This is a genomic window from Streptomyces sp. NPDC058457 (genome assembly GCF_042720695.1).
GTDB lineage: Bacteria > Actinomycetota > Actinomycetes > Streptomycetales > Streptomycetaceae > Streptomyces.
This window is the reverse complement of record NZ_JBHXLU010000076.1, coordinates 21,901-45,751: the sequence shown is the minus strand read 5'-3', so window position 1 is coordinate 45,751 and position 23,851 is coordinate 21,901. Positions and strand designations below refer to the sequence as shown.

The 23,851-nt window shown below is 71.7% G+C and carries 21 protein-coding genes and 1 pseudogene; 4 read left to right on the top strand and 18 right to left on the bottom strand.

Features of this window, described 5'->3' with window-relative positions:
- Positions 1-69 precede the first annotated feature (69 nt).
- The 10 genes from ACFWPS_RS40285 to ACFWPS_RS40240 form a co-directional block, all read right to left on the bottom strand.
- On the bottom strand, positions 70-1,113 hold the full coding sequence (locus tag ACFWPS_RS40285; protein WP_383715175.1) for a ketoacyl-ACP synthase III family protein: 1,044 nt from the start codon (positions 1,111-1,113) through the stop codon (positions 70-72).
- A 64-nt stretch (positions 1,114-1,177) separates the two neighbouring features.
- Positions 1,178-1,843: an HAD family hydrolase gene (locus ACFWPS_RS40280; protein ID WP_383715172.1), complete on the bottom strand. Its 666-nt coding sequence runs from the start codon at positions 1,841-1,843 to the stop codon at positions 1,178-1,180.
- 14 nt (positions 1,844-1,857) lie between these two features.
- Entirely contained in the window at positions 1,858-3,207 is a 1,350-nt protein-coding gene (locus tag ACFWPS_RS40275; RefSeq protein WP_383715170.1) for an NAD(P)/FAD-dependent oxidoreductase, read from the bottom strand.
- Between the two features lie 19 nt (positions 3,208-3,226).
- A complete protein-coding gene (locus ACFWPS_RS40270) occupies positions 3,227-3,505 on the bottom strand; it encodes an acyl carrier protein (protein WP_383715167.1) in 279 nt (92 codons plus the stop codon).
- On the bottom strand, positions 3,502-4,251 hold the full coding sequence (locus ACFWPS_RS40265; RefSeq protein ID WP_383715164.1) for a class I SAM-dependent methyltransferase: 750 nt from the start codon (positions 4,249-4,251) through the stop codon (positions 3,502-3,504). Before ACFWPS_RS40265 ends, ACFWPS_RS40270 begins: the two co-directional genes overlap by 4 nt.
- Positions 4,248-5,702: an AMP-binding protein gene (locus ACFWPS_RS40260; RefSeq protein WP_383715162.1), complete on the bottom strand. Its 1,455-nt coding sequence runs from the start codon at positions 5,700-5,702 to the stop codon at positions 4,248-4,250. The genes ACFWPS_RS40265 and ACFWPS_RS40260 overlap by 4 nt, the downstream gene beginning before the upstream one ends.
- Positions 5,699-6,799 carry an acyl-CoA dehydrogenase family protein gene (locus ACFWPS_RS40255; protein ID WP_383715159.1) on the bottom strand — a complete coding sequence of 367 codons (1,101 nt, stop codon included), beginning with the start codon at positions 6,797-6,799 and terminating at the stop codon, positions 5,699-5,701. The genes ACFWPS_RS40260 and ACFWPS_RS40255 overlap by 4 nt, the downstream gene beginning before the upstream one ends.
- 55 nt (positions 6,800-6,854) lie before the next feature.
- A complete protein-coding gene (locus tag ACFWPS_RS40250; RefSeq protein WP_383715156.1) occupies positions 6,855-7,910 on the bottom strand; it encodes a ketoacyl-ACP synthase III family protein in 1,056 nt (351 codons plus the stop codon).
- 234 nt (positions 7,911-8,144) lie between these two features.
- Positions 8,145-8,684 carry a hemerythrin domain-containing protein gene (locus ACFWPS_RS40245; protein WP_383715154.1) on the bottom strand — a complete coding sequence of 180 codons (540 nt, stop codon included), beginning with the start codon at positions 8,682-8,684 and terminating at the stop codon, positions 8,145-8,147.
- Positions 8,685-8,823: 139 nt separating this feature from the next.
- Entirely contained in the window at positions 8,824-9,741 is a 918-nt protein-coding gene (locus ACFWPS_RS40240) for a TIGR03619 family F420-dependent LLM class oxidoreductase (protein ID WP_383715201.1), read from the bottom strand.
- 422 nt (positions 9,742-10,163) lie between these two features.
- On the opposite strand from ACFWPS_RS40240, the gene ACFWPS_RS40235 reads away from it, so the two are divergent.
- Complete coding sequence (locus ACFWPS_RS40235) at positions 10,164-10,685, top strand: hypothetical protein (RefSeq protein WP_383715199.1); 522 nt, start codon at positions 10,164-10,166, stop codon at positions 10,683-10,685.
- A 10-nt stretch (positions 10,686-10,695) separates the two neighbouring features.
- Here the strand turns inward: ACFWPS_RS40235 and ACFWPS_RS40230 are convergent.
- Positions 10,696-11,308 (bottom strand): annotated as a pseudogene (locus ACFWPS_RS40230) (IS5 family transposase).
- 243 nt (positions 11,309-11,551) lie between these two features.
- On the bottom strand, positions 11,552-12,472 hold the full coding sequence (locus ACFWPS_RS40225) for a helix-turn-helix transcriptional regulator (RefSeq protein ID WP_383715153.1): 921 nt from the start codon (positions 12,470-12,472) through the stop codon (positions 11,552-11,554).
- Positions 12,473-12,648: 176 nt separating this feature from the next.
- On the opposite strand from ACFWPS_RS40225, the gene ACFWPS_RS40220 reads away from it, so the two are divergent.
- The 3 genes from ACFWPS_RS40220 to ACFWPS_RS40210 all read left to right on the top strand — a co-directional run bounded on the left by ACFWPS_RS40220 (position 12,649) and on the right by ACFWPS_RS40210 (position 15,125).
- The gene (locus ACFWPS_RS40220; protein WP_383715150.1) at positions 12,649-12,999 is read left to right on the top strand and encodes a cupin domain-containing protein; all 351 of its coding nucleotides are present in this window, start codon (positions 12,649-12,651) and stop codon (positions 12,997-12,999) included.
- A gap of 94 nt (positions 13,000-13,093) precedes the next feature.
- On the top strand, positions 13,094-14,128 hold the full coding sequence (locus ACFWPS_RS40215; protein WP_383715148.1) for an alcohol dehydrogenase catalytic domain-containing protein: 1,035 nt from the start codon (positions 13,094-13,096) through the stop codon (positions 14,126-14,128).
- 73 nt (positions 14,129-14,201) lie between these two features.
- The gene (locus tag ACFWPS_RS40210) at positions 14,202-15,125 is read left to right on the top strand and encodes an alpha/beta hydrolase (protein WP_383715145.1); all 924 of its coding nucleotides are present in this window, start codon (positions 14,202-14,204) and stop codon (positions 15,123-15,125) included.
- Positions 15,126-15,546: 421 nt separating this feature from the next.
- On the opposite strand, the gene ACFWPS_RS40205 is transcribed toward ACFWPS_RS40210, so the two are convergent.
- The 6 genes from ACFWPS_RS40205 to ACFWPS_RS40180 form a co-directional block, all read right to left on the bottom strand.
- Positions 15,547-18,318: a BTAD domain-containing putative transcriptional regulator gene (locus ACFWPS_RS40205; RefSeq protein ID WP_383715142.1), complete on the bottom strand. Its 2,772-nt coding sequence runs from the start codon at positions 18,316-18,318 to the stop codon at positions 15,547-15,549.
- A 146-nt stretch (positions 18,319-18,464) separates the two neighbouring features.
- Positions 18,465-19,544 (bottom strand): MSMEG_0565 family glycosyltransferase, encoded by a 1,080-nt coding sequence (locus ACFWPS_RS40200; RefSeq protein WP_383715139.1) that lies wholly within the window; start codon positions 19,542-19,544, stop codon positions 18,465-18,467.
- On the bottom strand, positions 19,541-20,377 hold the full coding sequence (locus ACFWPS_RS40195; protein WP_383715136.1) for a carbon-nitrogen hydrolase family protein: 837 nt from the start codon (positions 20,375-20,377) through the stop codon (positions 19,541-19,543). The genes ACFWPS_RS40200 and ACFWPS_RS40195 overlap by 4 nt, the downstream gene beginning before the upstream one ends.
- Positions 20,374-21,225, bottom strand: coding sequence for a carbon-nitrogen hydrolase family protein (locus ACFWPS_RS40190; RefSeq protein ID WP_383715134.1), 852 nt, complete (start codon positions 21,223-21,225; stop codon positions 20,374-20,376). The genes ACFWPS_RS40195 and ACFWPS_RS40190 overlap by 4 nt, the downstream gene beginning before the upstream one ends.
- Positions 21,222-22,730, bottom strand: a complete 1,509-nt coding sequence (locus ACFWPS_RS40185; RefSeq protein ID WP_383715130.1) for an MSMEG_0567/sll0787 family protein — start codon at positions 22,728-22,730, stop codon at positions 21,222-21,224. The genes ACFWPS_RS40190 and ACFWPS_RS40185 overlap by 4 nt, the downstream gene beginning before the upstream one ends.
- Before the next feature lies 1 nt (position 22,731).
- Entirely contained in the window at positions 22,732-23,847 is a 1,116-nt protein-coding gene (locus tag ACFWPS_RS40180; RefSeq protein WP_383715127.1) for an MSMEG_0568 family radical SAM protein, read from the bottom strand.
- Positions 23,848-23,851: the final 4 nt, after the last annotated feature.

Genomic DNA, 23,851 nt, shown 5'->3' with positions numbered 1-23,851 from the left:
TTCCTCCTGTCGGCATCGGTCCTGTCGGCATCGGTCCGGTTGGCGTCGTCCTGTCGGCATCGTCAACCCCTAGATCCAGGACGGCGGTTCGGTGATGGTGAGGATCACGGCCACGGCCGACCAGCCGGGAGCGCCGCCGAAGAGCAGGACGTGGTCGCCCGCGTCGATCCGTCCGGTGCGCAGCAGATGGTCGAGGGCGATGAACTGGTCGCTGGACGAGGCGTGTCCGATCCCGCGGCCGAACTCCCACTGCGAGCGGGAGACGTCCAGGCCCAGCGGGTCCATCATGCAGTTCCGGGTGGTCGCCTCGTCGCCGTTGGGCACGAGGACCCAGCGCAGGTCACCGGCTTCGATGCCGGCCTCGTCCACGGCCGCGAGCGCCGTCTCGGAGCAGGCCTTCGCTATGCCGTCGGCGACGCTCACCCCGCCGATCTCCCGCACCCGCTCGTTGAACTGCTGGGCGCGTTCGACGGTGTCGATCCGCCGGCCCGCGGATCCGGTGGGCGGGAACAGCGGCTCGTCGCCGCGTGCCATCGCCTCGAACTCCGGATAGACCCGGGAGACGACCGCGTCGACGCGCGCGAAGCCCGCCGTCGGGCTTACCACGACGGAGCTGGCCGCGTCGGCCGCGATCACGCCCATCGGACCGCTGTCCCACCGGTTGAACAACGGCGAGTTGAAGTTGTCCGCCGTGGTCAGCAGGATGTCCGGCCGCTCGGCCGACTGGTACGACAGCAGGCCGGCGGCCAGCTCGACACCGGTGAGCATGCTGTTGCACCCGTTGCGGATCTCGCTGCTGCCGGCTCCCGAGATGCCGAGCTCCCGCATGATGTACGCCGACGGCGACCACATCTCGGGCCCCTGGTAGAACGTCGAGCCGTGCAGCACCGTGCCGATCGCGGCGGCGCCGCCGGGGGAGCGGTCCAGTGCCGTCCGCGCGGCCCGCACGGCCATCTCGGGCGGCGACTCCGACCCGGCGATCAGCACACTGCGCAGACCGCTCTCGGCGAAGACCGTGGCGTCGTACAGGCCCGCGGCGACCGCCTCGGACGCGGCGTAGGCGGTCGGCAGCCAGCAACCGAGGCCGCTGAGGAACACGTTCGGCGGCTTCATGCCGGTCCCTGGCCGGGACTCATGGGCGTCCTGCCCTGTTCGACGTGCGGAGGCCGGGGCTCGTTCATGTCGATGCGTCACTTTCTGTGGCGGGTCGGAAGGGAACGGCGGTGTCCACCAGGCGTACCAGCCGTTCGACGGTCAGCTCGGACAGGCCCCGTACGCTGAGGGCCACCGGTTCCGGTGTCGGCGCGACCGCGACCGTCACACACCCCGCGGCATGCCCCGAACGGAGTCCGGCGGACGAGTCCTCGACGACCACGCAGCGCCCTGGCGCCATGCCGAGCCGGGCCGCGGCGGTGCGGTACGACTCGGGATCCGGTTTCGGGCGCCGTACCTCGTCGCCCGCCAGGGTCACGGCGAACTCCGCCCGGCCGAGCGAGGGCAGGACGGCGTCCACCAGCGCCCGGTACGAGGACGAGACCAGCGCGCACGGAACCCGCGCCCGCCGCAGCGACCGGAGCAGGCCGACCGCTCCGGGCAGCGGAACGATGCCGAGGCGCAGCCGGTCGAGCAGGCGGCCGCTGACGCGCGCGTACAGCTCCTGCGTGTTCATCGGGGGCCGCGCGAGGCCGCTGAGCCGGGTCAGGTTCTCGGCGACGCCGCGCCCGCGCAGTTCCTCGGGCCGGATCTCGGCGGCCGGCACGCCCGCCGCGCCGAGCACCGCCAGCAGGGCGTCGTGCAGGAGCGGTTCGGTGTCGACGAGGGTGCCGTCCATGTCGAACAGCACCGCCCACGGCGGGGTCAGAACAGCGCCCGGGAGCTGAGGGACACCTTCATCTTGCCCAGCAGCGGGTGCCAGAGGTGGCCGGGGTCCGCCTCGACGGCGGCGATGAACTCGCGCATCGCCGTCAGCGCGGCCGGTTCCTGCTCGTCGTAGACGTCGCCCTGGAGCAGCTTCAGGACGTCGATCCGGTAGCGGGGGTCCTGGACGAAGGCGGTGAACAGGATGTTCAGGCGGTAGTAGATGGAGATGAACTCGTACCAGCTGGACACGCCGCGCCGCAGCTTCGTCACGTAGTTCTCGAACCGGGCGGCGCCGAAGTCGCCGGCCTCCGCCGCGGCGATGATGTCGGCGCAGGCCAGCCGGGCGCTGTTCATGGCCACGCTGACACCGCTGGAGAAGATGGGGTCGACGAACCGGGCCGCGTCGCCGATCATGACCATGCCGTCGCCGCACACCTTGGTCATGCCGTAGCTGTAGTCGCCCTCGGCCTTGAACGGGCGGACCCGCACGGTGTTCTTCAGCGCGTCGTGCAGCAGGGGCCTGCTGGCCACCGAGTCCCAGAAGAAGCCCTCCAGATCGTCCTTGCCCTCCCTGAACCGCGCCTTCTGGGTGACCACCCCGACCGACGTGATCGTGTCGGTGATCGGGATCTGCCACACCCAGGTGTCGCTGAGCGGCAGGAAGTGGATGAAGATGTACTCGGCCTGGTTCTCGTCGTTCGCCAGGGCCTCCCGGTCGAGTCCCTCGAACCAGCTGTGCACGGCGTACTGGTTGAACACCGGGTCGGGCACCTTGACCTTGAGCTGCCGCCCCATCAGCGTGCCGCGCCCGCTGGCGTCGACGACCATCCGCACCGCCACCTCCGCGGTCGTCCCGCCGAGTCCGACCCGCAGCACGGGGCGGGCGGGGTCGGCGAAGTCCACGCCGCGCACCCGTACCCCGGAGAACACCTTCGCCCCCAGGCTCTCCGCGTGCTTGAGCAGGATGTGGTCGAACCGGCCGCGGTCGACATGGAAGGTGTAGTCGCGGTCGACGCCCAACTGGTCGCGTTCGTTGAACAGCACGTCGGCCGCCCCCAGACCGTGGTCGTGGACCTGGAAGCCGAGCGGGTCCACCCCGTCCGCGTTGGCCGACGTCCACGCGGCGCCGTACTTACGGGGAAAACCCGCCGCCTCGATCTTCTCCATGGCGCCGATCTCCAGCAGCACCGGCGTGGTGGCAGGCACCAGCGACTCGCCCACGTGCTCCCGCGGGAAGAACTCGCTTTCGAAGACCGCGACCGACAGACCGGCCCTGGCCAGGTAGGACGCGGCGGTGGAACCGGCCGGGCCGCCGCCGATGACGCCGATGTCGTAGTCGTGAATCATCTGTTCTCCAGTCAGCCAGTCAGAGGGAGGCGGCCTGCGAGCGGAGCAGCAGGATCAGGTCGGTGATCGTCCCTGGCGTGCGGAAGTGCGCACCGGTCATGTGCACGGGCGGCACCCGGACGTCGTACGCGGTCCGGATGTGTGCCAGCAGGCGTGCGGTGCGGACCGAGTCCAGCACCCCCATCTCCAGCAGCGGGCTGTCGGGGGTGATCAGGTCGGAGGGCACGCCCGCTTCGAGCTCCTCGCGCACATAGCGGAGCAACTGGTCGAGCAGCGCCGCGCGATCAAGGTCCGTCATGTTTCCTCCGGGGGTGAGAGCCGTGCCGGTGCGCGCGCCACGAGGTACCTCGTCGGCAGTTCCAGCGGCCGTCCGTCGGACGTGCGCTCCGTGGTGTGCAGGGGCAGGTCGCCGTCGGCGACGACGTCGAATCCGTCTCCTTCGAACAGCAGCCGCAGCCGCCCGTCGTGCGCGGGGGCGACCCGGGCGCCGAAGTCGAAGTGGGCCGCGAGACCGGCCGTCTTCGGCAGGTGCGCACCTCCGGCGAGCAACTCGGCGACGTACCAGCCGGTGCGCTCGGTCAGCTCCTGGGCGAACAGGACCCCGGACCCGCCGAGCAGGCGCCTGATCGTCGCCAGCAACCTTCCGCGGTCGGCCGGGGCGAGCTGGTGCAGTACCCCGCGCATGTAGACGTTGACGTCGCCGAGTTCCGCGTGCAGCGCCGCCGCGGTGTCCCGGTCGAGCAGGTCGGCGCGGCGGTAGGCGACGTTGGGCGCCGGGTGCGACGCGGCGGCCAGCTCCACCGCGGCCTCGGCGATGTCGACTCCGACGACCCGCCGGAAGTGCCGCGCCAGCCACTGCGTCTGGCGGCCGCTGCCGCACCCGATGTCGACCAGCGGCAGCGAGGGGTCGGCATGGTCACGGAACAGCGGCAGATGCCGCTCCGCGGTCAGCCGGGGCGACGAGTCCCACAGGGCCGCTCCGGGCTCGGCCGGGAGCGCCGACCAGAAGGCGTCCCAGGCCGTGCCGCCGGTCATCCCGGTCATGCGCGGACTCCCCGCGTCACCAGGCCGCCGAGCGCGGCGCGGTCGACCTTCCCGTTCGGGGTGCGGGGAAAGCCGTCGACCACGTGTAGGGCATCGATGGTCATGTACGACGGCAGGAAGACCGCGCAGTGCCGTCGCAGCTCCGCGAGTTCGGGTGTCCGGCCGGGCTCGGGGACCACGAAGGCGTGTAATCGAGCGTCCAGACCGGTGCCCGCGACGAGCACCACCGCGTCGCGCACCGCCTCGTGCGCGACGAGCACGCCGGCCACCTCGGCCGGTTCGATCCGGTAGCCGCGGACCTTGGCCAGGTCGTCGGCCCGGCCCCGGTACTCCAGCAGGCCTTCGGTGTCGTACCGGCCGAGATCACCGGTGCGGTACGGGCCGGTCTGCGGTTCCCCGCCCCAGTAGCCGAGCATGACGGTCGGGCCGCTGACCAGGATCTCGCCGTCGTCGTCCAGCCAGACCTCGTCGCCGGCGACGGGCGATCCGATCGGGACGGGCGTGGTGCGCGCGAGGTCGGCGGCCGTCACCTCGTACGAGGTGCACACGTTGGTCTCCGTCGGGCCGTACCAGTTGAGCAGCCGGACGCCGGGCCACGCGCCGCGCAGGTCCTTCAGCCGCTTCGGCGGAAAGGGTTCGCCGGCGAAGACGCACACGCGCAGCGCCCCCGGTCCGCGCTCCAGTAGTTCGCCGTACTCGGCCATGAGCACCAGTGCGGACGGCACCGAATACCAGACCGTGATCCGGTGCTCCAGCAGGAAGTCGACCAGTGGTCCCGCGGCGTGGGCGAGGGTCTCGCCGACGAGGTGCACCGACGCGCCGGCCCGGAAGGCGCCGTAGAGGTCGAGGACCGACAGGTCGAAGCCGAACGCGGCGTGGTTCGCCAGCCGGTCTGCCGCCCTGAGATCCAGCTCCCGGCAGGCCCAGTCGACGAACGCGAGCGCGTTCCCGTGGCTCAGGCAGACACCCTTCGGCGTCCCCGTCGACCCGGAGGTGTAGAGGATGTACGCCGGGTCGGACAGGCGGACCGGATGATGCGCGGTGGCCTGGCCGTACGTCATCTCCCGGAGGAGATCCGCTTCCCGGAGGAGATCCGGGCAGGGTACGCAGTCGGTGCCGGGGACGTGATCGGCGTGGTCCGTGACGATGAGCGCCGGGCGGGCGTCGGCGGCGATCCGGACGACCCGCTCCCGGGGATTGCCGCGCGGGACGGGTACATGGATCGCGCCGCACCGTAACACCGCCTGGGCGACGGCCACCGCCTCGGCGGTCTTGTCCGTCCACACCAGGACGCGGTCGCCCGGCCGGACCCCGCGTCCGCGCAGCGCCGCGAGGTAGGTGTCCGCGCGTGCGTCGAGCGCGCCGTAGCTGAGGCCGGTGACGAGGTCGTGGACCGCGAGCGCGTCCGGCGTCCGGGCGGCGGCGTCGACCACCAGGCTGTAGAGGCTCACAGTCCCATCCCCCGCGCGATCAGCTGACGCTGGATCTCGGACGTACCGGAGAAGGTCGTGGCGGGAAGGGCGTCGCGCACCTGCTCCTCGATCCCGTACTCCGCCAGGAAGGCACGGCCCCCGAAGATCCGGGCGGCGTCCAGCGCGGTGGCGACCGCGGCCTCGGACACGGCCAGCTTCGCCATGGCGACCCACAGGGAGGGGTCCTGGCCGTCGTCGATCTCGGCACAGGCCCGGTAGAGCAGGAGCCGTCCGCTCTCCAGCCGCACCTTCATGTCCGCCATCCGGTCCGCGACCGGCTGGAGGTCGGCGAGCCGCTTCCCGAACTGCCGCCGTTCTTGCACGTGTTGCACGCATCGTCGGACGAGCCGCTCCTGCTGGCCCAGGTAGATCGCGAACAGGCAGGACCGTTCCCACTGCATCGACGTCCCGAACACCGGCTGCCCCTGACCGGGACTGCCCAGCACCCGGTCGTCCGGCACGAAGCACCGGGTGAACACCACCTCGCCGGCCTGGCAGGCCGTCAGCCCGGACTTCTCCAGCGGCGCTCCGGCGTCCAGACCGGGGGAGTCGCGGTCGACGGCGAAGGCGGTGGAACCGAAATAGCCGCCTTCCGGATCCGTGGTCGCATAGGTGACGTAGAGATCGGCCACCGGGCCGTTGCTGACGAAGCTCTTGACCCCGTCGAGGAGATATCCGCCGTCCACCTTGGTCGCCCGGGTCGTCAATCGGGTGACATCCGATCCCGATTCCGGTTCCGTCATGGCGTTCCCCGCGACCAGTTCTCCCGCGCACAGGGCGGGCAGCAGCGCCTTCCGGGTCTCCGGGAGCGCGAATTCCAGCACCGGCCGGACACAGGCGAAGAGATGGGCCGCGGCGGCGAAGAGCAGTCCGGTGTCCGCGCCGCCCTCGCTCGCGGCCTCGTACAGAAGGGCCGTGTCCAGAGCACCGAGGCCGGCGCCGCCGTACTCCTCGGGGACGGCCGCGCCGAGCAGTCCGAGGCCGGCCAGTTTCCTCCAGACCAGTTTCTTCCAGCGATCCCGGTGGATTCCGGCGGTGGAAGAAACTGCCGGAAGTCCGTGCGCGGCAGCTTTCATCCGCGCATTCCGATCCTTCTGACGAGCGCTCAGGCTGAAATCCACGAGACGCCTTTCACGCAGCGGTGGCCGGATGAGCGGAGGACCAGTGCGGAGTCTCGATGATCTCGATCACGGCGCACGCGATGTTCAGTCCGGGCCCCACACCGAGCATCAGGAAATGGTCCCCGCGGCGCAGCTCTCCGGAGAGCAGCAGCTGTTCGAGCGCCACCACCTGGTCACTGGCGCCGATATGGCCGACGGTGCGCCCCTGTTCCCATGTCGAAAGGGACATCGGCAGGCCGAGCGGTACCATCGCGCGTCCCTCGACGCGTTCCCGGGACCCGTTGGCATAGGCGACGCGGGAGACGTCGTCCATCGTGATGCCGGCCTCGTCGAGTGTCCGGCCGACGAGTTCGTCCTGCGCGGCCACGAGTTTCAGCGGGCCCGCCGGATCCCGGTCCGGACCGTCCAGCCAGCGGTCCTTGGAGTCGCCGAAGTCGAGTTTCCCGGGCCGGCCGGCTCCCGGCGGGAACAGGGGCTCGGGGCCGCGGTGCATGGCCTCGTACTCGGGGAGCGTGACCGCGTTGACGGACTTGAGCCGGGCGAAACCCTCTCGCCGGCTCAGGACGACGGCGGAGCCCGCGTCCCCCATGACGAAATGCGGACTGAAACGCCAGCGTTCCAGCAGTTCCGAGGTGAAGTTGTCCCCGGAGGTGACCAGCGCCGCTTCGTGCTCGGCCGAGGCCATGAGATGACCCGCCGCGAGTTCCAGGGCGGAGAACATTCCCATGCAGCCCTGTCTGACCTCGGCTGCGGTGGCCCGGCCCGCGCCCGTGTGCCGCTGCACGTAATACTGGGGACACCAGCCGTGCGGGCCCTGATACCACACGCTGACATAGAGTAATAAGCTCAAGGACGCCGGATTCTGGCCGGCCCTTTCGAGCGCCTGTCGGCATGCCCGCACCGCCATCTCCGGCGCCGGAACATCGCCCGCGACGGTGACACTCGTGATTCCGTATTCCTCCGCGGCGGCCGGGTCGATCAGCCCCCGCTCGACCGCCCAACCCATGGGCACCCGGTCGGGCAGAAAGGCGCCCAGGCCGCTGATCAGGACATCGGACGCCTTCATGACCCGCTCCAGATACTCTGACAACGTTTTCTCATCGGAACAACGGCGCTATCAAGCACTGTGCCTGAGGGAAATGGGGAAACGAGCACGTGGCAGAGGACCCTGCGAAGGGGGATGCCTGTTCCAGGACGTTCCGTTTGGTCAGTGCCTCTGCTGTGAGCGCGCTGTGCCGTCTAAAGGAGAAATACCGTCTCTACTTTGCACCGACATGCTCAGGCGCTGACTTGCGCAACATCAGAATCCATCGCGATCAGCGTGCCCTCCGTTTCGGCGTGCGTCAAGACGCCGAGGCTCACGCCCCGTACAGGCGGGCCTCCCAACGGGCGTGCGAGCGGCGGCCGGACAGGCGCCACAGGAGACGAGCGGGCAGGGGCGCCTTGGCGAGCAGCGTTCGCTGCTCCTCGGGAGTTGCGCCGCCATCTGCTCACAGAGCGGCTGCCGGGGATCGGCGGCCAGCTCGTCCGGCGCGTCCGTCACCTGCGTGACCCGCTTCTCCAGCCGGTGGTGCTGCTCCGCCATGCGCGCGATCGTCTCGGCCTGCCCCGCCGTCCGTGCCGCGAGCCGGGGCCAGAGGAGTTCGTCCTCGCTGACGTGGTGGGCTTCCAGACCCCTGAGCATGAACCGCACCGCGTCGACGACCAGCGCGGCCCGCGCGGTGTCACCGGGCCGCAGCCCGCGCACCAGATCCGGCAGATCCGCGCACGATCGACGGAAGCCGCGGTGCACCACCACCATGTCGTGGACATCCGGCTTCGAGCCGACTGCATCAGGCATGGCCGGGTATTCCTTGATCTGCGTGTTCGGGCATTCGGGTGTTCGACGTGTGCGAGGGGGGACCGCCGGGCAGCAAAGCCCGGCGATGGCGACTGTGAATGCCTGCGCCGACAACCGGCCGGCGGTGTCCCGGGGCTCCCTAGCCCTTGCGCAGGAGTTCGTGGAAGCGGCGCGCCAGGTCCGTCAGCTCTTCCGTACTCCGCGCGGTCTGCTGCAGGTCGACGAGCACCTCGTCGCCCCCTGCCGCATGGGCGGCGAGCAGGTAGTCGGAAACCTGCAGGACCGTTCCCCGGTGCGGAACGGCGTCGCCCGGTGCGGCCTCGGCCGTCACCACGGGGTTCACCCGGACGACGGTGCGCAGGGCGTCGGGGTCACGCCCGTTGGCCTCCGCGATCTGCCGGATCTGGCTGATGACATGGGCCAGTTGCGGGACCGGCAACGCGACTCCCGCCCAGCCGTCCGCGCGACGGCCGACACGTTCCAGGGTGGCCGGAGTGAAACCGCCAAGGAGCACCGGCGGCCGGGGCCGCTGCACGGGGAGTGTCTCGAGGTGCGCACCCGGGATCGTCCACAGCGCCCCCTCGTACCCGGCCGACGAACCGGACCAGACGTGTTCCAGGACGTCCAGGATCTCCTCCAGCCGTGCCCCGCGCCCCCGCCACGGCACGCCGATGGCCTCGTACTCGTCGGACGACCATCCGAGCCCGAACCCGATGTCGAGCCGCCCCTCACTGAGGATGTCGACGGACGCCAGGGAACGGGCCAGCAGGAGCGGCGAGTAGAAGGGAGCGTTGAGCGTGCTGGTCCCGAGGCGCAGCCGCCGGGTGGCGTGGGCCAGGAAGGACAGGGTGGCGATGGGGTCCAGGAAGTTGCGGAACCCCTCCGGTACGGGACCACCGCCGGGACAGGGGTCACGGGGCCGCGTCGGTACCAGGGCCCGGTCGCCCACCCACAGGCTGTCGAAGCCGATCGCTTCGACCGAGGCGGCGAACCCGGAGATCGCGGAGGGGCCGGTGAACAATCCGTACTGGGGAGCGCCCAGACCGATCTTGAGCATGTCTGTCACCTGTTCGAGGGTGTGCTGCGGTTCGTTCTCGCATCACCGTGCCGCACACGGATCGACATCCGGTCGACGGCGCGTGAAAACGGGGCCGACTCGACGGGCGAGGACGCCCAGTGGCTGGGGCGGCGCTATGTGGCTCCACCCGGGGCGACTCCAACTGGCCCAACTGAGAAGGGCGTTCGGAGGCACGCGGGGGTAGTGGCGAAGTGAAGTGGTCCGACCCTGGGTCTTGCGGTGGGACGGTGGGTGTGGTTCGCCGAGGGTGGGTGCTGTGGATGTCGTTGTCCAAGCAAGAGCTGTTCGACCGGATCCGCCGGGACAACTGGCAACAGCAGCTGTCGGACCGGGCGTGTCGAAGAAGTACGGCGTTCACCGGCGTCCAGGGCGTGTGTCGGAAGTGCTCTAGGTTGGCTGCCGTGAGTGGGCGGGGGCGGAGTTATCGATATGTCGGACCGGTCGAGCTGAAGGCTGCGGTCCGGCCTGGTGACGGCGGGCGTCGGATCGGCTCGGCGGCTGACTTCGGCGGCTGGATCGTGGAGCAATCGGCGGCGGAGCTGGCCGAACCGTTCACCTTCGTGGTCGGTATGGATGGTGTGCTTCGGCTGGCGCCGAGGCGAAGCGAGCACGTGGCCTGTGCCGGCGGAGACATGGTTCTGAGTGCCGGCGAGATCAGCTTCATGCGCGAGGCAGACCGGTGGACGGTGAGCGAGGTCAGCAACCAGTCCACCGGGTACTGCCCGGACGTCAGCTCCTGGGCGGAGGTTGCCCGTGCTCTGGACGCTGTAGAGCTCCGGCGGCCTTCCGGCTTCACCCACGAGGTGGTGTTCCGGCGGTGCCCCGACTGCCAGGAGCACAACATCGTGCGTGAGGACGACTTCGTCTGCGTCTTCTGCGGCAGCGACCTGCCCGCGGCGTGGAACGTGGATCCCACCGCGTGACGGCCGAGGGTCACAGCCACTCGTTGATGGCAGCGACGAGGACGGTCGTCTCGTAGCGGACCGCGAGCTGGTCGTAGCGCGTGGCGACAGCGTGGTGTCTCTTGAGGCGGTTGATCCCGCACTCGACCGCATGGCGCTTGCGGTAGTCGCCCGCACGCAATCGGGGCGGACGCGTGGCCGGCCCGGCCCGAGGCGGGGCACGAACCCGCCGCGCGGCCTTCCCAGTGATTCCGGGGCTCGGTGAACACGCCTCCTGGAGGTTCCTTCTGCAGGTCGCCCTGCTTGCGGGCTCCGGCCGCATGCTGGTGGGCGCGGCAGACCGTGGAGTCGACGCTCAGGTCCCACGTGATCGCACCCTTCGCATCGGCCAGAGACTGGAGCCTGGTGAAAATCCGGTGCCAGGTGCCGTTCCGCTGCCATCGGCGGAACAGGTCGTAGACCCGGCCCCACGGCCCGTACTCGACAGGTACATCCCGCCACGGAACACCGGTACGGACCCGGAACCGTATGCCGTCGATCAGCTGCCGCCGAGGCCGGACAGGCGGCCGCCCCGCCTTGGCACCCTTCGGTAACGGCGGCTCCAGCACCGCCCATTGCCCGTCCGTGAGATCTCCCCGCACCATGAACCCTGATCATTCACAGCCCAAGATCCACTTTCGATACACGGCCCGGCGCCGGGACACGAGACCCTGTCCGGAGAACAGGCAGATGAGTGTGACAGGGCACGGTTGTCTGCGAGCGATGGACGGCGTCGGCATCCTGTTCTGCCAGTTCACGCATCCCGGCATGCCGGTGGCCTTCCCACCCGATCAGGACGAGTCGGAGCAGGGCTGCTGTTGTGAGAGCTATGGCGGATTACGTTGTCCTCAGGGATGACCGTGTCTAGGTGCGGGCCTTTCCGGCGGAGGAAGTGCGCTGGCGTGGGGTGCGGTCATGTCGAGCAGGATCATGGCGTCGTGATCCGGGGTGCCGGGTTCGGCAACGTAGATGCCCAGGCGGTGGCCGGGAGTGCCTTCGAGTTGCATGCCCTGGAAGGCAAGGGTGACCTCGCCGACCTGGGGGTGGTGGAAGGTCTTCGGCTTCTGTGCATGGCCGGCTCGGGCGACGTCGTAGCGTTCCCAGAGTTTGGCGAAGTCGGGGCTTTTCAGGAGGAGTTCGCCGATGAGCCCGGCCAGGTCGGGGGCGTCGGGGTCGGTCCCGGCCAGGGCGCGGAGGCGGGCGACGCAGCCGCGGATCTGGGCGCCCCAGTCGGCGTAGAGGTCACGTGACTGGGGGTGGAGGAAGAGGTAGCGGGCGAGATTGCGCTGCCGGACCCGCCACTTCTCGATGCCTGCGTACAGCGCGAGCGCGCCGGGGTTGGCTGCGAGCAGGTCCAGGGTGCGGCTGGTGACGTAGGCCGGGCTCGGGCGCAGGTTCTCCAGCAGCAGTTTGACCTTGGGGCTCACGGTGCGGCTGGGGGCGGCCGGGGGCACGGGCGCGTGGTGGGCGGCGCGGATCGCGAGGTCGCGCAGGTGGCCCTGCTCGTCCTCGTCCAGCTTGAGCGCGCGTCCGAGGGCCACGACAACGGCCAGGCTGGGACGGGTCTCCCTGCCACGCTCCAGCCTGGTGTAGTAGTCGATGCTGACGCCGGCCAGCGCGGCGACCTCTTCCCGGCGCAGCCCAGGGGTGCGGCGCACCCCGGTGCCTGGGGTGAAGCCGACCTCGGCCGGGGTGATCCGGGTGCGCCGGGCGCGCAGGAAGCGCCCCAGTTCCGTACCTCCGCCGTCCTGCTGCCGTTCGGGTGCCATGACACCAGTGTGGCCCGCGCATGGCGCGCTTGCCGCGGGCGAGGGGGGCCGTGCCACACCCCCCTTCGCGCTCCCTGGAGTGTCCCGCCCTGCCACGTGGCCGCCGCAGCGGGCACGGTTTCGACAGGGATCGCCGAGGAGTGAGGCGGCCACCACCGCTGAGCAGGCGAGGAACCATGGAAATCTTCCACCGACCACCCATCGCGAAGGGACCGGCCACCACGTTCACCGGAGACGTGTGGGTCGAGGGGATCTGCGCCGATGCAGCGCCGGACCGGGCCCGGCCGGCCGTCGTCCGGTTCGCCCCCGGAGCCCGCTCGCACTGGCACGTGCGCCGCTTGGGCCAGGCCCCGCACATCGTCGGGGGCATCGCCCTGCTGGGCAGCCGCGACGGCACAGTCATCGAGTCCCGCCCCGGCGACACCGTCTGTACCGCGCCGGGCGAGGAGGACTGGCACGGCGCCGCCACCGACCGCTTCACGGCCCACTTGGTCCTGATGGAGGGCGACACCAGCGACGCCCCCTGACCGACTGGGCCGAGCAGGTCACCGATGACACCTACCGGGCACCGCGAACCCCCACCCGCTGACCACCCCGAAAGCACCGAAGGAAAGACCCCCCATGCGCGCAACACTGCTCTACCAGGCCGGCGACGTCCGCGTCGAAGACATCGCCGACCCCAGGATCCAGCAGCCCACCGACGCGGTCATCCGCATCGTGGCCGGCTGCATCTGCGGCAGCGACCTGTGGCCCTACAAGTCCCAGCCGCTCACCGACACCCCCCGCCAGATGGGCCATGAGTTCATTGGCGTGGTCGAGGAGACCGGCACCGAAGTGAAGGGCTTCAAGCCCGGTGACTTGGTCGTGGCCCCGTTCACCTACTCGGACGGCACCTGCGCGAACTGTCGCCGGGGCCTGACGACCTCCTGCGCCCACGGCGGCCCCTGGGGGGTCGGTGGTGTCGACGGCGGCCAGGGCGAGGCCGCCCGGATCCCCTTCGCCGACGCCACCCTGGTCAGGCTCCCGGTCGGCGAGGACTCCGAACTACTGCCCGACCTGCTGACTCTCTCCGATGTGCTGTGCACCGGCTACCACGCCGCCCGCACCGCCGGAGTGAAGGCAGGCGACAGTGTCACCGTCATCGGCGACGGCGCGGTCGGCCTGTCCGCGGTCATCTCCGCGAAGCTGCTCGGTGCCGAGCGGATCATCCTCATGGGCCACCACATGAAGCGCACCGACCTCGGGCGCGATTTCGGCGCCAGTGACGTGGTAGCCGGACGCGGCCAGGACGGCGTCGCCGCCGTGCGCGAGCTGACCGGCGGCACCGGCACCGACCGGGTGCTGGAATGCGTCGGCCTCAAGGACGCCCTCGTACAGGCCGCCGGCGTGGTCCGCGACGGCGGCACCATCAGCCGGGTCGGCGCCCCGCAGTACCCCGAGGTGCCGCTCGGGTTCCCCGAGTTCCTGCGCAACATCACCCTCACCGGCGGCGTCGCCCCCTCCCGCGCCTACATCGAGGAACTCATGCCGCACATCCTCAACGGCGCCATCCACCCCGGCCGGGTCTTCGACCGCACCGTGGCCCTGGACGACGTCGCCGAGGGCTACCGCCTGATGAACGACCGCGAGGCCCTCAAGGTCCTCGTCCGCCCCTGACCAGGACACCCCAGCACGGGAACGCCCGCCCGGGGCGCTCCGCACCACCACCCCACAGCGCAAGGAAACGACCATGGAACGAGTGACCTTCCAGAACAAGGGCAACACTGTAGTCGGCAACCTGTTCAAGCCCGCCGGCTTCGCGCAGGGCACCAAGCACCCGGCGATCGTGGTGACCCACCCCTTCGGCGCGGTCAAGGAGCAGGTCCCCACCACGTACGCGAAGCTGCTGGCCGAACAGGGCGTCATCGCCCTGGTCTTCGACGCCTCGTACCAGGGGGAGAGCGGCGGCGAGCCGCACTTCTCGGAGTTCCCCTCGGCGCGTGTCGAGGACATCCGCCGCGCGGTGGACTTCCTGAGCATCCACCCTGACGTGGACAAGGAGCGCATCGGCGCCCTCGGTATCTGCGCGGGCGGCGGCTACACGGCCAACGTGTCGCAGACCGAGATGCGGATCAAGGCCGTCGCGGGGGTCAGCACCTTCGACATCGGCTCCGCGCGCCGCGACGGCGTCGGCCCCCTCGGCAAGCAGTCGGCGGAATACCGCACCGACCTGCTCAAGCGCTCAGCCCAGGCCCGCACGCGCGAGGCGGCCGGCGGGGAGGTCGAGATGTTCTCTCTCATCGCTGACAACCCCGGGTTCGACATGAACGACCCGTCCACCATCCCCCTGATGTACCAGGAGGGCTACAAGTACTACTCCGAGATAGACCCCAACCCCCGGTTCATGGCTACGTTCGCCCTTTCCAGCCTCGGCCAGCAGATGGCGTTCTTCCCGTTCGAGGGGATCGAGATGATCTCCCCGCGCCCGCTGCTGCTGATCGCCGGCTCCGAGGCCGACACGCTCTACATGAGCCAGGACGCCATCGAGAGGGCTCAGGAGCCCAAGGAACTCTTCATCCTCGACGGTGCCAGCCACATCGACCTGTACTGGAAGCCCGAATACGTCCCGCAGGTCGTCGACAAGCTCGCCGAGTTCTTCACCAAGAACCTGTAGGCGACCGAGCGGATGCCGCCCCGGCTGCGGCCACCTCAGGCGGCCTGGCCAAGGCCGACGGCAGTCAGGTCCTGATCGCGCACTGGGGTGGAGTCGACGTCGTGTCTCCGCCCCTGCACACGCAACCACGGACAGACGGACGGGACAGAGCAGGACCGCCCAGGAGGCACGCCCCACCGCTCGCATCGAGTGGTGGGGGCAAGGCCCGCCGCGAATACGCGAACCGCATCAACGCCCTTGCGGCCATCACCGGACCATGATCAATCTCGGCGCCGGCCACGGTCCGATTGATCCCTGGAGCCGTACGCAGACGGGTGAACCGCTCCGGGATCGGCGGAGGTGGTATGCCCCGGTTCTGATGGAGTCGGGTTGCTGGACAATGGACGATCCAGCAGCCTTCGGAGGCCGTGATGCCCCGCAGCTATCCGCCCGAGTTCCGCCGCAAGGTTCTCGATCTCGCCGCCTCCTGCCGCAGGCGATCGCTCACCTCGTACACATGCTGGGCCGCGGAGATGTTCACCTCGGCCCGGTCCGAGCTCAGTGCGGTGAACAGGCGGCCCACCTCCTGGCCGAAGTAGGCCGGGCTCTTCGGATCGTCCTCGGAGCCGGCGACGGCCTCCGACTCGGCGAAGAACTCGAGGGCCTCCGCGGTCCGCCTCTGGTCCGCCAGTACGACCGACAGGAGCCGGGCCGACATGTAGAACGTCACCGGGTCGTCGACGGCGCGCTCCCGCCGGATCGCCTCGCGCAGATCGGTCTCCGCCGCCGTCAGATCACCGCGGATGAAGGCGAGCCAGGCCCGGATGTGCCGGGTCTGCGCCTGCCACGCCGGGTCTTCGGTCAGTTCGGCCGCCGCGACGGCCTGGTCCGTGACGCGTTCCAGCTCCCGCTGATGCGCGGGCCCGGCGAACAGCCCGCTCGCCGCGACGACCGAGAGTGCGGCGACGACGATCCGCGCGGCGTCCGGGATGTCGCGCAGCACCCGGGTGAACACCGAGACCAGCAGCGTGTGTTCGGCCAGCAGCCAGTTGCGCGCCTCGGCGGCGTCGGCGAACCGCAGTCCGGTCAGCGGCACGGAGAAGAGATGGGTGGTGAGCGAGCCGGCCCGCTCGGTCGCGCTCATGGCCTGGAGCAGGGTGGCTTGGAGGAACATCGTCAGCCGTACCAGCGCCGCCTCGCGATCCGCGACGGGATCCTCGCGGTGGGCACGACGGGCGGCGAACGCCCGTACCAGATCGTGGAAGCGGTAGCGGTCGGCCGAATGCGGTTCGAGGAGACCGGCCTCCAGCAGATGCTCGAGTTGCTCCTCGGTCTCCTGCTCGGGCCGGTCGAGCAGCACCGCCGCGACCGCGACCGGGAAGTCGGCGGCGTCGAGCAGCGCGCACAGGCGCATCGCCCGCGCCTGAGCGGGCGCGAGGGCCCGGTATCCGACCTGGAAGGTGGCCTCCACCGACATGCCGCCGGCCCGCAACTCGTCCAGCTGGTGCTCCTCGGCGCGCAGCCGCAGCAACTGCGCGCCGAGCCCGCGTCCGGGACGGGCCGCCGTACGGGCACCGATGATGCGCAGCGCCAACGGCAGTTGCCCGCAGGCGTGCACCAGTTCCAGCGCGAGTTCCGGGGCGGCGGCGATCTCGGCGTCGCCGGTGAACCGGCCCAGCATGGCCACCGCCTCCTGCTGATCGGGCACCGGCACCTCGAAACGCGTCGCACCCGGCGGTACGAGCGACCGGTGCCGGGACGTGATCAGCGTGGCGTTGCCGGGGGTGCCCGGGAGCAGCGGTGCCACCTGGGCGGTGTCGGACGCGTTGTCCAGGAGCACCAGGATCCGGCGGTCGGCGGTCAGGGTGCGATAGGCCCCGGCGCGGGCGGTGGGCGTCGCGGGGATCGCGGCGGCGGGCATGCCGAGCGCGAGGAGGAAGTCGACCAGTACGTCCGCGGGATCGGCGGGTTGGCCGCCGTCACCCCGCAGGTCCACATAGAGCTGCCCGTCCGGATAGTCACCGCGGATGCCGTGGGCGACGCGCAACGCGAGCGCTGTCTTCCCCACCCCGCCGATGCCGCTGAGTACCGCGAGCGCGACCGATTCCCCGCTGGGCCGCAGCGCGAGCCGGAGCCGCTCCTGCAGCCGCTCCCGCCCGACGAAGTCGCCCGGCGCCGGGGGAAGTTGCTGCGGGCGGACGCCGGCCGGGTCCGACCCGGCCTGCGCCGGCGCGGACCGGGCGGCCGCGTCGGCGGCGCCTGGTCCGATGCGCTGTTCCCGGCCTCCCGACCGTGTCGCGGTGTCACCGGAAGCACCGGCGGACGCCATGGCGCCGGTCGAGGCCGCGGCTCGTGCTGGGGCCGCGGCACCGGTCGACGCCGTGGCACGGGGCAAGGCCGTGGCACCGGTCGACGGCACGGCACCGGCGCGGCTTCCCCCGGCATGCGACTCGACGGGGACGGGCTCGGCGCCGCTGAGGATGCGGCCCTGCAACTCGCGCAGCTCGGGCCCCGGATCCATGCCCAGTTCGGCCACCATGGTCTCGCGGGCCGCCGCGTAGACCGCCAGGGCCTCCGCCGTCCGCCCGGCCTGGTACAGCGCACGCATGCGCAGCGCGTACAGGTCCTCGCGCAGCGGATGGTCGGCGATCAGTGAGACCAGTTCGGTCGCCACGCGGGCGTGCTCGCCCAGTTCGTCGGCGCACTCCAGCTGTGCCACCCGGGCGTTCAGCCGCAGATCGACGAAGCGTCGGCGGTGCCGCTGGGCGTAGGGGCCGGGCACACCGGACAGCGGCTCTCCCGACCACAGCGCCAGCGCGGCGTCGAACGCACGCTGGGCGGGGCCGGTCTGCCGCGCGGCCCGCAGCTCCTCGCCCTCGCGGACGAGCTGCTCGAAACGCAGGGCGTCGACGGCCTGCTCCGGGACGCCGAGCTGGTATCCGCCCTGCGTGGTCTCCAGCCGGGAACGTCCCTCGCCCAACGAGAGGCGGATGCGGTAGACGTACGTCTGCACGGAGCGCGCCGCGTTGCCGGGGGGCTCCTCCCACAGTGCGTCGACGAGGTGGTCGAGGCCGCACTGGCGGCCCTCTCCGAGCAGGAGCCGCACCAGGACCGCACGCTGGAGGGGACTGCCCAGATCCAGTTCACGCCCGTCATGGCGGCCGATCAGTGGCCCCAGCAGCCCGAACTCGTACCCTTCATCCGCCGTCGCCACCTGGCAGAGTCTAGCGGGCCGAACGGGCTCGTCAGACGGCTGCCGGGCCGCGCGCCGGAGCCCGGAATCCGGTCCCCGGTCGGCGGTCGGCGGTCGGCGGTCGGCGGTCCCCGGTCGGCGGTCGTCCGTCGGCCGAGGGCGGGCCGTCAGTCGAGGGACCGGTAGAACGCCAGGTGGTGCCGGGCGGCGGAGGTCCAGGTGTGGCGAGCGGCCAGGTTCCGGCCCGCCGCCCGGTGCGCGGGGTTCTCCTGCGTGAGGGCGGCGTCGAGTTCGCCGGCCAGATCCCGAGGGGTGGCGGCGAACCGGGCGGCCCCGTCGAACACCTCCCGCAGCACGGGGAGTTCGCGTACGACCAGGGGCACCCCGGCCGCGAGGGCCTCCATGGCGGCGAGGCCGAACCCCTCCTTGACGGAGGGGAAGGCGAAGGCCGCGGCCGCGGCCACCAGGGACGGGAGCTCGGCATCACGTACCTGTCCCAACACCACCGGCTGTGCGTCGAGTTCGGCTGCCCGAGCCTCCCAGCGGGCCCGGTAGTCGCGGTAGTCGAAGAGGGTCTCGCCGCCCGCGATCACCAGGCGTACGCCCGGGTGCGCGGTGCGCAGCAGCGCGTAGGCCTCCAGCAGGTCGAGGGAGCCCTTGCGGGGTTCGATGCCGCCGATCGTCAGGACGTAACGGCCCAGCAGGGAGCTCCAGTTGGCACGGGCCGCCGGATCCGTGGCGGCGAAGCGGTCGTACGCCACGCCGTTGGGGATGACCTCCGCCGACAGGCCCCAGCCCGTGGCGAGTTCGTCCGCGACCGCCCGCGAGACACAGATGTGGGCCCGCGGCTCGACGAGGGCCCGCTCGTGGCAGGCGGCCAGTTCGGGAGTGGTGAAGTGGTCGATGTGGTGGACCGTGCGGACGCAGCGGCCGTCGACCGCGTTGGCGCTGATGCAGTCCTGGGCGTGGACGACGTCGTACGGCGTCGGGTCGAAGGCGTCGCGGAGCACGGCGATGGAGCGCAGGATGCGGGCGCCGACGCTCTCCTCGGGCGGCCCGTCCGGGAACGGCACGATCCGCAGCCGTACGGCGGGCGCGACCGGGCGGAAGAAGCCCGCGTCGCCGCCGCGGCCCAGGGTCCACACGGTGACGTCCTCGCCCAGCGCGGCCAGGGCCTCGGCGAGGGCGAGGGTGTGGACGACACCACCGCGGGGCTTGGTGGAGTAGCTGAGCAGCGCGATCTTCACGACGGGGTCTCCCGGTAGGCGCCGGGCCGGCGCTCGTCCAGGTGGCGCAGGACCCGGCGGGCCCGGTCGGTCTCGGCGGCGACGTCGATCTCGGCCACGGCCAGGCCGGCCTTGGACCAGGTGCGGGCGAGGATGTCGCCGCCGGGTCCGACCACCTTGGCCTGGCCGAGGAAGCGCATACCGCCCATGGCGCCGGTCTGGTTGGAGGAGGCGAGCACGATCTGGTTCTCCGCGGCGCGCGCCTGGTCGTACAGGTCGAAGAGCCTGGCCTGGCGGTCCTGGGCCATGCGCGGGGCCCGGTTGGTGATGGAGGTGGGCCAGGCGGACAGGCACGCCAGGACCTCGGCGCCGTCCAGGGCCAGGGAGCGGGCGGACTCGGGGAAGGTCTTGTCGTAGTCGATGAGCATGCCGAGGCGGCCCACCGGGGTGTCGAAGGCGTCGAACCGGTCGCCGGGGGAGTAGGCGGCGACCTCTCCGGCGGGCAGGTGCACCTTGCGGTGGCGGCCCAGGACCCCGTCGCCGCTGACGCAGGCGGCCGCGTTGTAGCGTTCGTCGCCGGCGTCCTCGCAGTAGCCCAGGCAGACCACCATCTCGGCGGCCAGGCGGGCCACTTGGAGGATCAGCGGGTCGTCGGGCTTCAGCGCGGGCGGCAGGGCCTCGGGGTCGGGGTGGCGCAGGTCGGCGAGGTAGCCGCCGAGGGCGGCGTCGGGCAGCACGAGCAGTCCGGCTCCGGAGGCGCGCGCGTCGTCGATCAGCTTGGCGATGCGGGCCAGGTCGAACTCCAGGTCGCGGCCGAAGTGGGCGGCCGCGGCCGCGATCCGGATCGTGCTCATGCGGTGACTGCTCCCGGTGACAGGTCGTAGGTCTCGGGCCGCCGGTCGCGCAGGTGCCCCATCGACCGGCGGGCGGTGAGAAGGGCCTGTACGACGTCGAGTTCGGCGACGGCGATGCCGGCCGTGACGCCCGTGTCGGCGAGGATCTCGCCGCCGGGGTCGACGACCTTGGCACTGCCGACGAAGCGTAGCGACCCGAAGGTGCCGGACTGGTTGGCGGAGAGCCAGACGATCTGGTTCTCCAGGGCGCGCGCCCGGTCGAACAGGTCGAAGCGCCGCTTCCAGCGGTCCTCCTCCAGGTTGGCCGACGCGTTGGTACGCGCCCCCGGCCACGCCGAGACGCACACGCCGATCTCGGCGCCGTCCAGGGCCAGCGCCCGCGCGGACTCCGGGAAGGCCTTGTCGTAGCAGATCATCATGCCGATCCGGCCGACCGGGGTGTCGAAGGCGTGGAAGCGGTCGCCGGAGGCGTAGCTGGCGTCCTCGCCCAACGGCTGGTGGACCTTGCGGTGGTTGCCGAGGACGCCGTCGCCGGTGACGCAGACGACGCTGTTGTACCGGGTGCCTCCGGCGGCCTCGCAGTAGCCGGCGACGACCGTCATCTCCCCGGCCAGGGCGGCCAGTCGGCGGATCTCGGGGCCGTCCAGGGCGAGTGCGGGCGGCCCCTCGTCGAGCTCCGCGTCGTCGTCGAGGCTCAGCAGGTACCCGCCCAGGCATGCCTCGGGCAGCGCGAGCAGCCGTACCCCCTGTTCCCGGGCCTCCTCGATCAGACGTCCGGCGATCCGGAAGTCCTCCTCCAGGTCGCGGCCGAACCCGGCGGCCACCGCGGCCATGCGCAGGGCGCTCATGCGGCTCCCATCCCGGTCACCGTGGACGTGACCGCTTCGGTGATCTCTCCGTCGGGCCAGCGCAGCCCGACGCCTTCTCCTGTGGTCAGTTCGCCGCACACGGCACCGGTGGCGGGACCCGCCGGAAGCGGCGGGGCGTCCGGGCGGTCGGCGGTGAGCATCGCGAAGCCCGGGAAGCAGGTCAGCCAGTCGCCCGCGGTCGCGGTGTGCGGCCGGGGCACGGCGGCCACGTCCAGGACCGCGCGGCAGCCACCGGCCTCCGCGAGCATGCCGACGGTGCCGGCGATCCCCGCCATCGACACGTCCTTGGCGGCGGCCGGCCGGGCGGCGGCCACCGCGCCCGCCATGGCGCGCAGTTCGTCCGTACGACGGTGGGTCGTCGAGTCCCACTGGCGGCCCCGGTAGCCCGGCCGCCAGCCGCCGCCCAGGTCGGCCGTGAGCCGGACGGCGTGTCCGGGCCGGCCACCACCGCCCGGCACCGGGTGGCGGGTGCGGCCCAGCGCGGTGACCGACAGGGCGGCGGGGACGCCGAGTTGGGTGTGCCCGCCCAGCACCGGAACGCCGTACGCCCCGGCCGCACGCGCCAGTCCGGTGAGAACCCGGGCGGCGTGCGAGGCGTCCCGCGCGCCCAGCGCGTCGAGCAGTCCGACCGGTGCGGCGCCCATGGCGGCCAGGTCGTTGACGTTGACCAGTACCGAGCACCAGCCCGCCCAGTCGGGATCCCGCTCGACCATGGAGGGCACGATCGCGTCGCAGGCGGCTATCACATCGGTGCCGGGGACCGGGGCGCCGTCGTCGCCGACGAAGCCGGGGCCGCCGAGGACGGCACGGGCGCCGGTGCCCGGGGCTCCGCCGTGCGGGTGCGCGGCGGAGGCACGAAGCGCGTGTTCGCGGAAGGGTGCGAGGAGCGGCCCCAGTGGGGACTTCGTGCCTGCCGCGAGTGCCTCGATGCGGCCGATCGGCCGGCGCATCAGGACATGCGGGGTGTCCGCGACCGTGACGGACCGGACCCGTTGCCAGCCGAGCCGCCGGAACAACGGCTCGTTGCGGGTCTGCACCGTCGCGTCGAACCGCAGCGCGCCCTCGCTCTCGGCCCGTGCGCAGGCCGCTCGCACCAATGCCCCGCCGATGCCCTGCGGCCCCCGGGCCCCGGACGCCACGACCAGCCGCCCGCCCGCCCACCACCCGATGTCCGGGCCGTCCGTGACCGGACCGAGCCGTACCCCGCCGACGACCGTGCCGTCCGGGTCCCTGGCGACCAGCACCACCGTCCGCGGGTCGGCATCGCGGTCGTCGAGGTCATGACCGGCGAAGAGCCGTTGCTCGTACACGAAGACCTCCCGGCGCAGCCGCCGGTAGGCCGTCATGTCGGCCCGGGAGCAGGCCTCCTCGATCCGGAAGGCGGGCGCACGGCGCTCCAGCGTGCTGCGGTCGCCGAGCAGGGCCAGGATGTCGGGGATCGCCTCCGCCACCACCGAGCCGGGCTTGGATCCGTCGAGATACATCTCAGCCGCCCGCCGTCCGCAGCACACTGCACGCCCCGCAGGCCGCGCAGCCCGCCCTCTGGTCGGCGCCGCGCATCCCGGCGGCGAGCAGCTTCGCGGCTACGCCCTCGGTGACATACCGCAGCACCTCCGCACCGGGGGCGCCGATTCCGTCGCGGGCGGCGAGGGTGCCGGCCATCGGCCGGAAGGGCACCACGAAGGGATACACCCCGCGGTCGATCAACCCGCCCGCACCGGCGACGAGTTCGTCCGGGTCCTCGCCGAGCCCGACGAGGAGGTAGGTGGAGACCCGGTTGGGTCCGAAGACCCGCACCGCCTCGTCCCAGGCGGCCTCGTACTCGGCCAGCTGGACGGTGGACTTGCCGGGCATCCAGCGCCGGCGCACCTCGTCGTCGAGGGACTCGACGTGGATGCCGACGGCGGTGGCTCCGGCGTCGTACAGGGCACGGATCCAGGCGAGGTCGCCGGGGGGCTCGCACTGGACCTGGACGGGGAGGCCGGGCACCGCCTCCAGCACGGCGCGCACGGACCTGACGAGGGCGCGGGCGCCCCGGTCGGGACCGGCGGTGGTGCCGGTGGTCAGCACCATCTGCCGGATGCCGTCCAGCCGTACGGCGGCCTCGGCGACCTCGGCGAGCTGTGCCGGGGTCTTGGCCGCGACCGTGGCGCCGGAGCGCAGGGACTCCTCGATGGTGCAGAAGCGGCAGCGGTCGGCCTCGGCGTAGCGGATGCACGTCTGGACGACGGTGGTGGCCAGGACGTCGGCGCCGTGCAGGCGGGCGACGTGCTCGTACGGGACGCCGTCGGCGGTGGTGAGGTCGTAGAACCTGGGCCGGCGCACCGCGGTGAGGGTGAGGCCGGTGTCCGTGAGGTGTCCGCTCCCGTCGCCGAGCCAGACCCTGCCGTCGCGGACCGAGTAGGGGCTGTCCGGGTTGCGGGGGAGCGCGGCACCGGCTCCGTCGACGAGACCGTGTCCTATCAGGAAATGGCCGTCGTCGCTGGGTCCCGCACCGTCCGGGCGCCGTACGGGGGCGTCCATCGCCACGCCGTGCAGGGCGAGTTCGGCGCGGGTCGTGATGCGCACATCCACCGCCGTGCGGCCGGTGTCCACGCTCATGCCG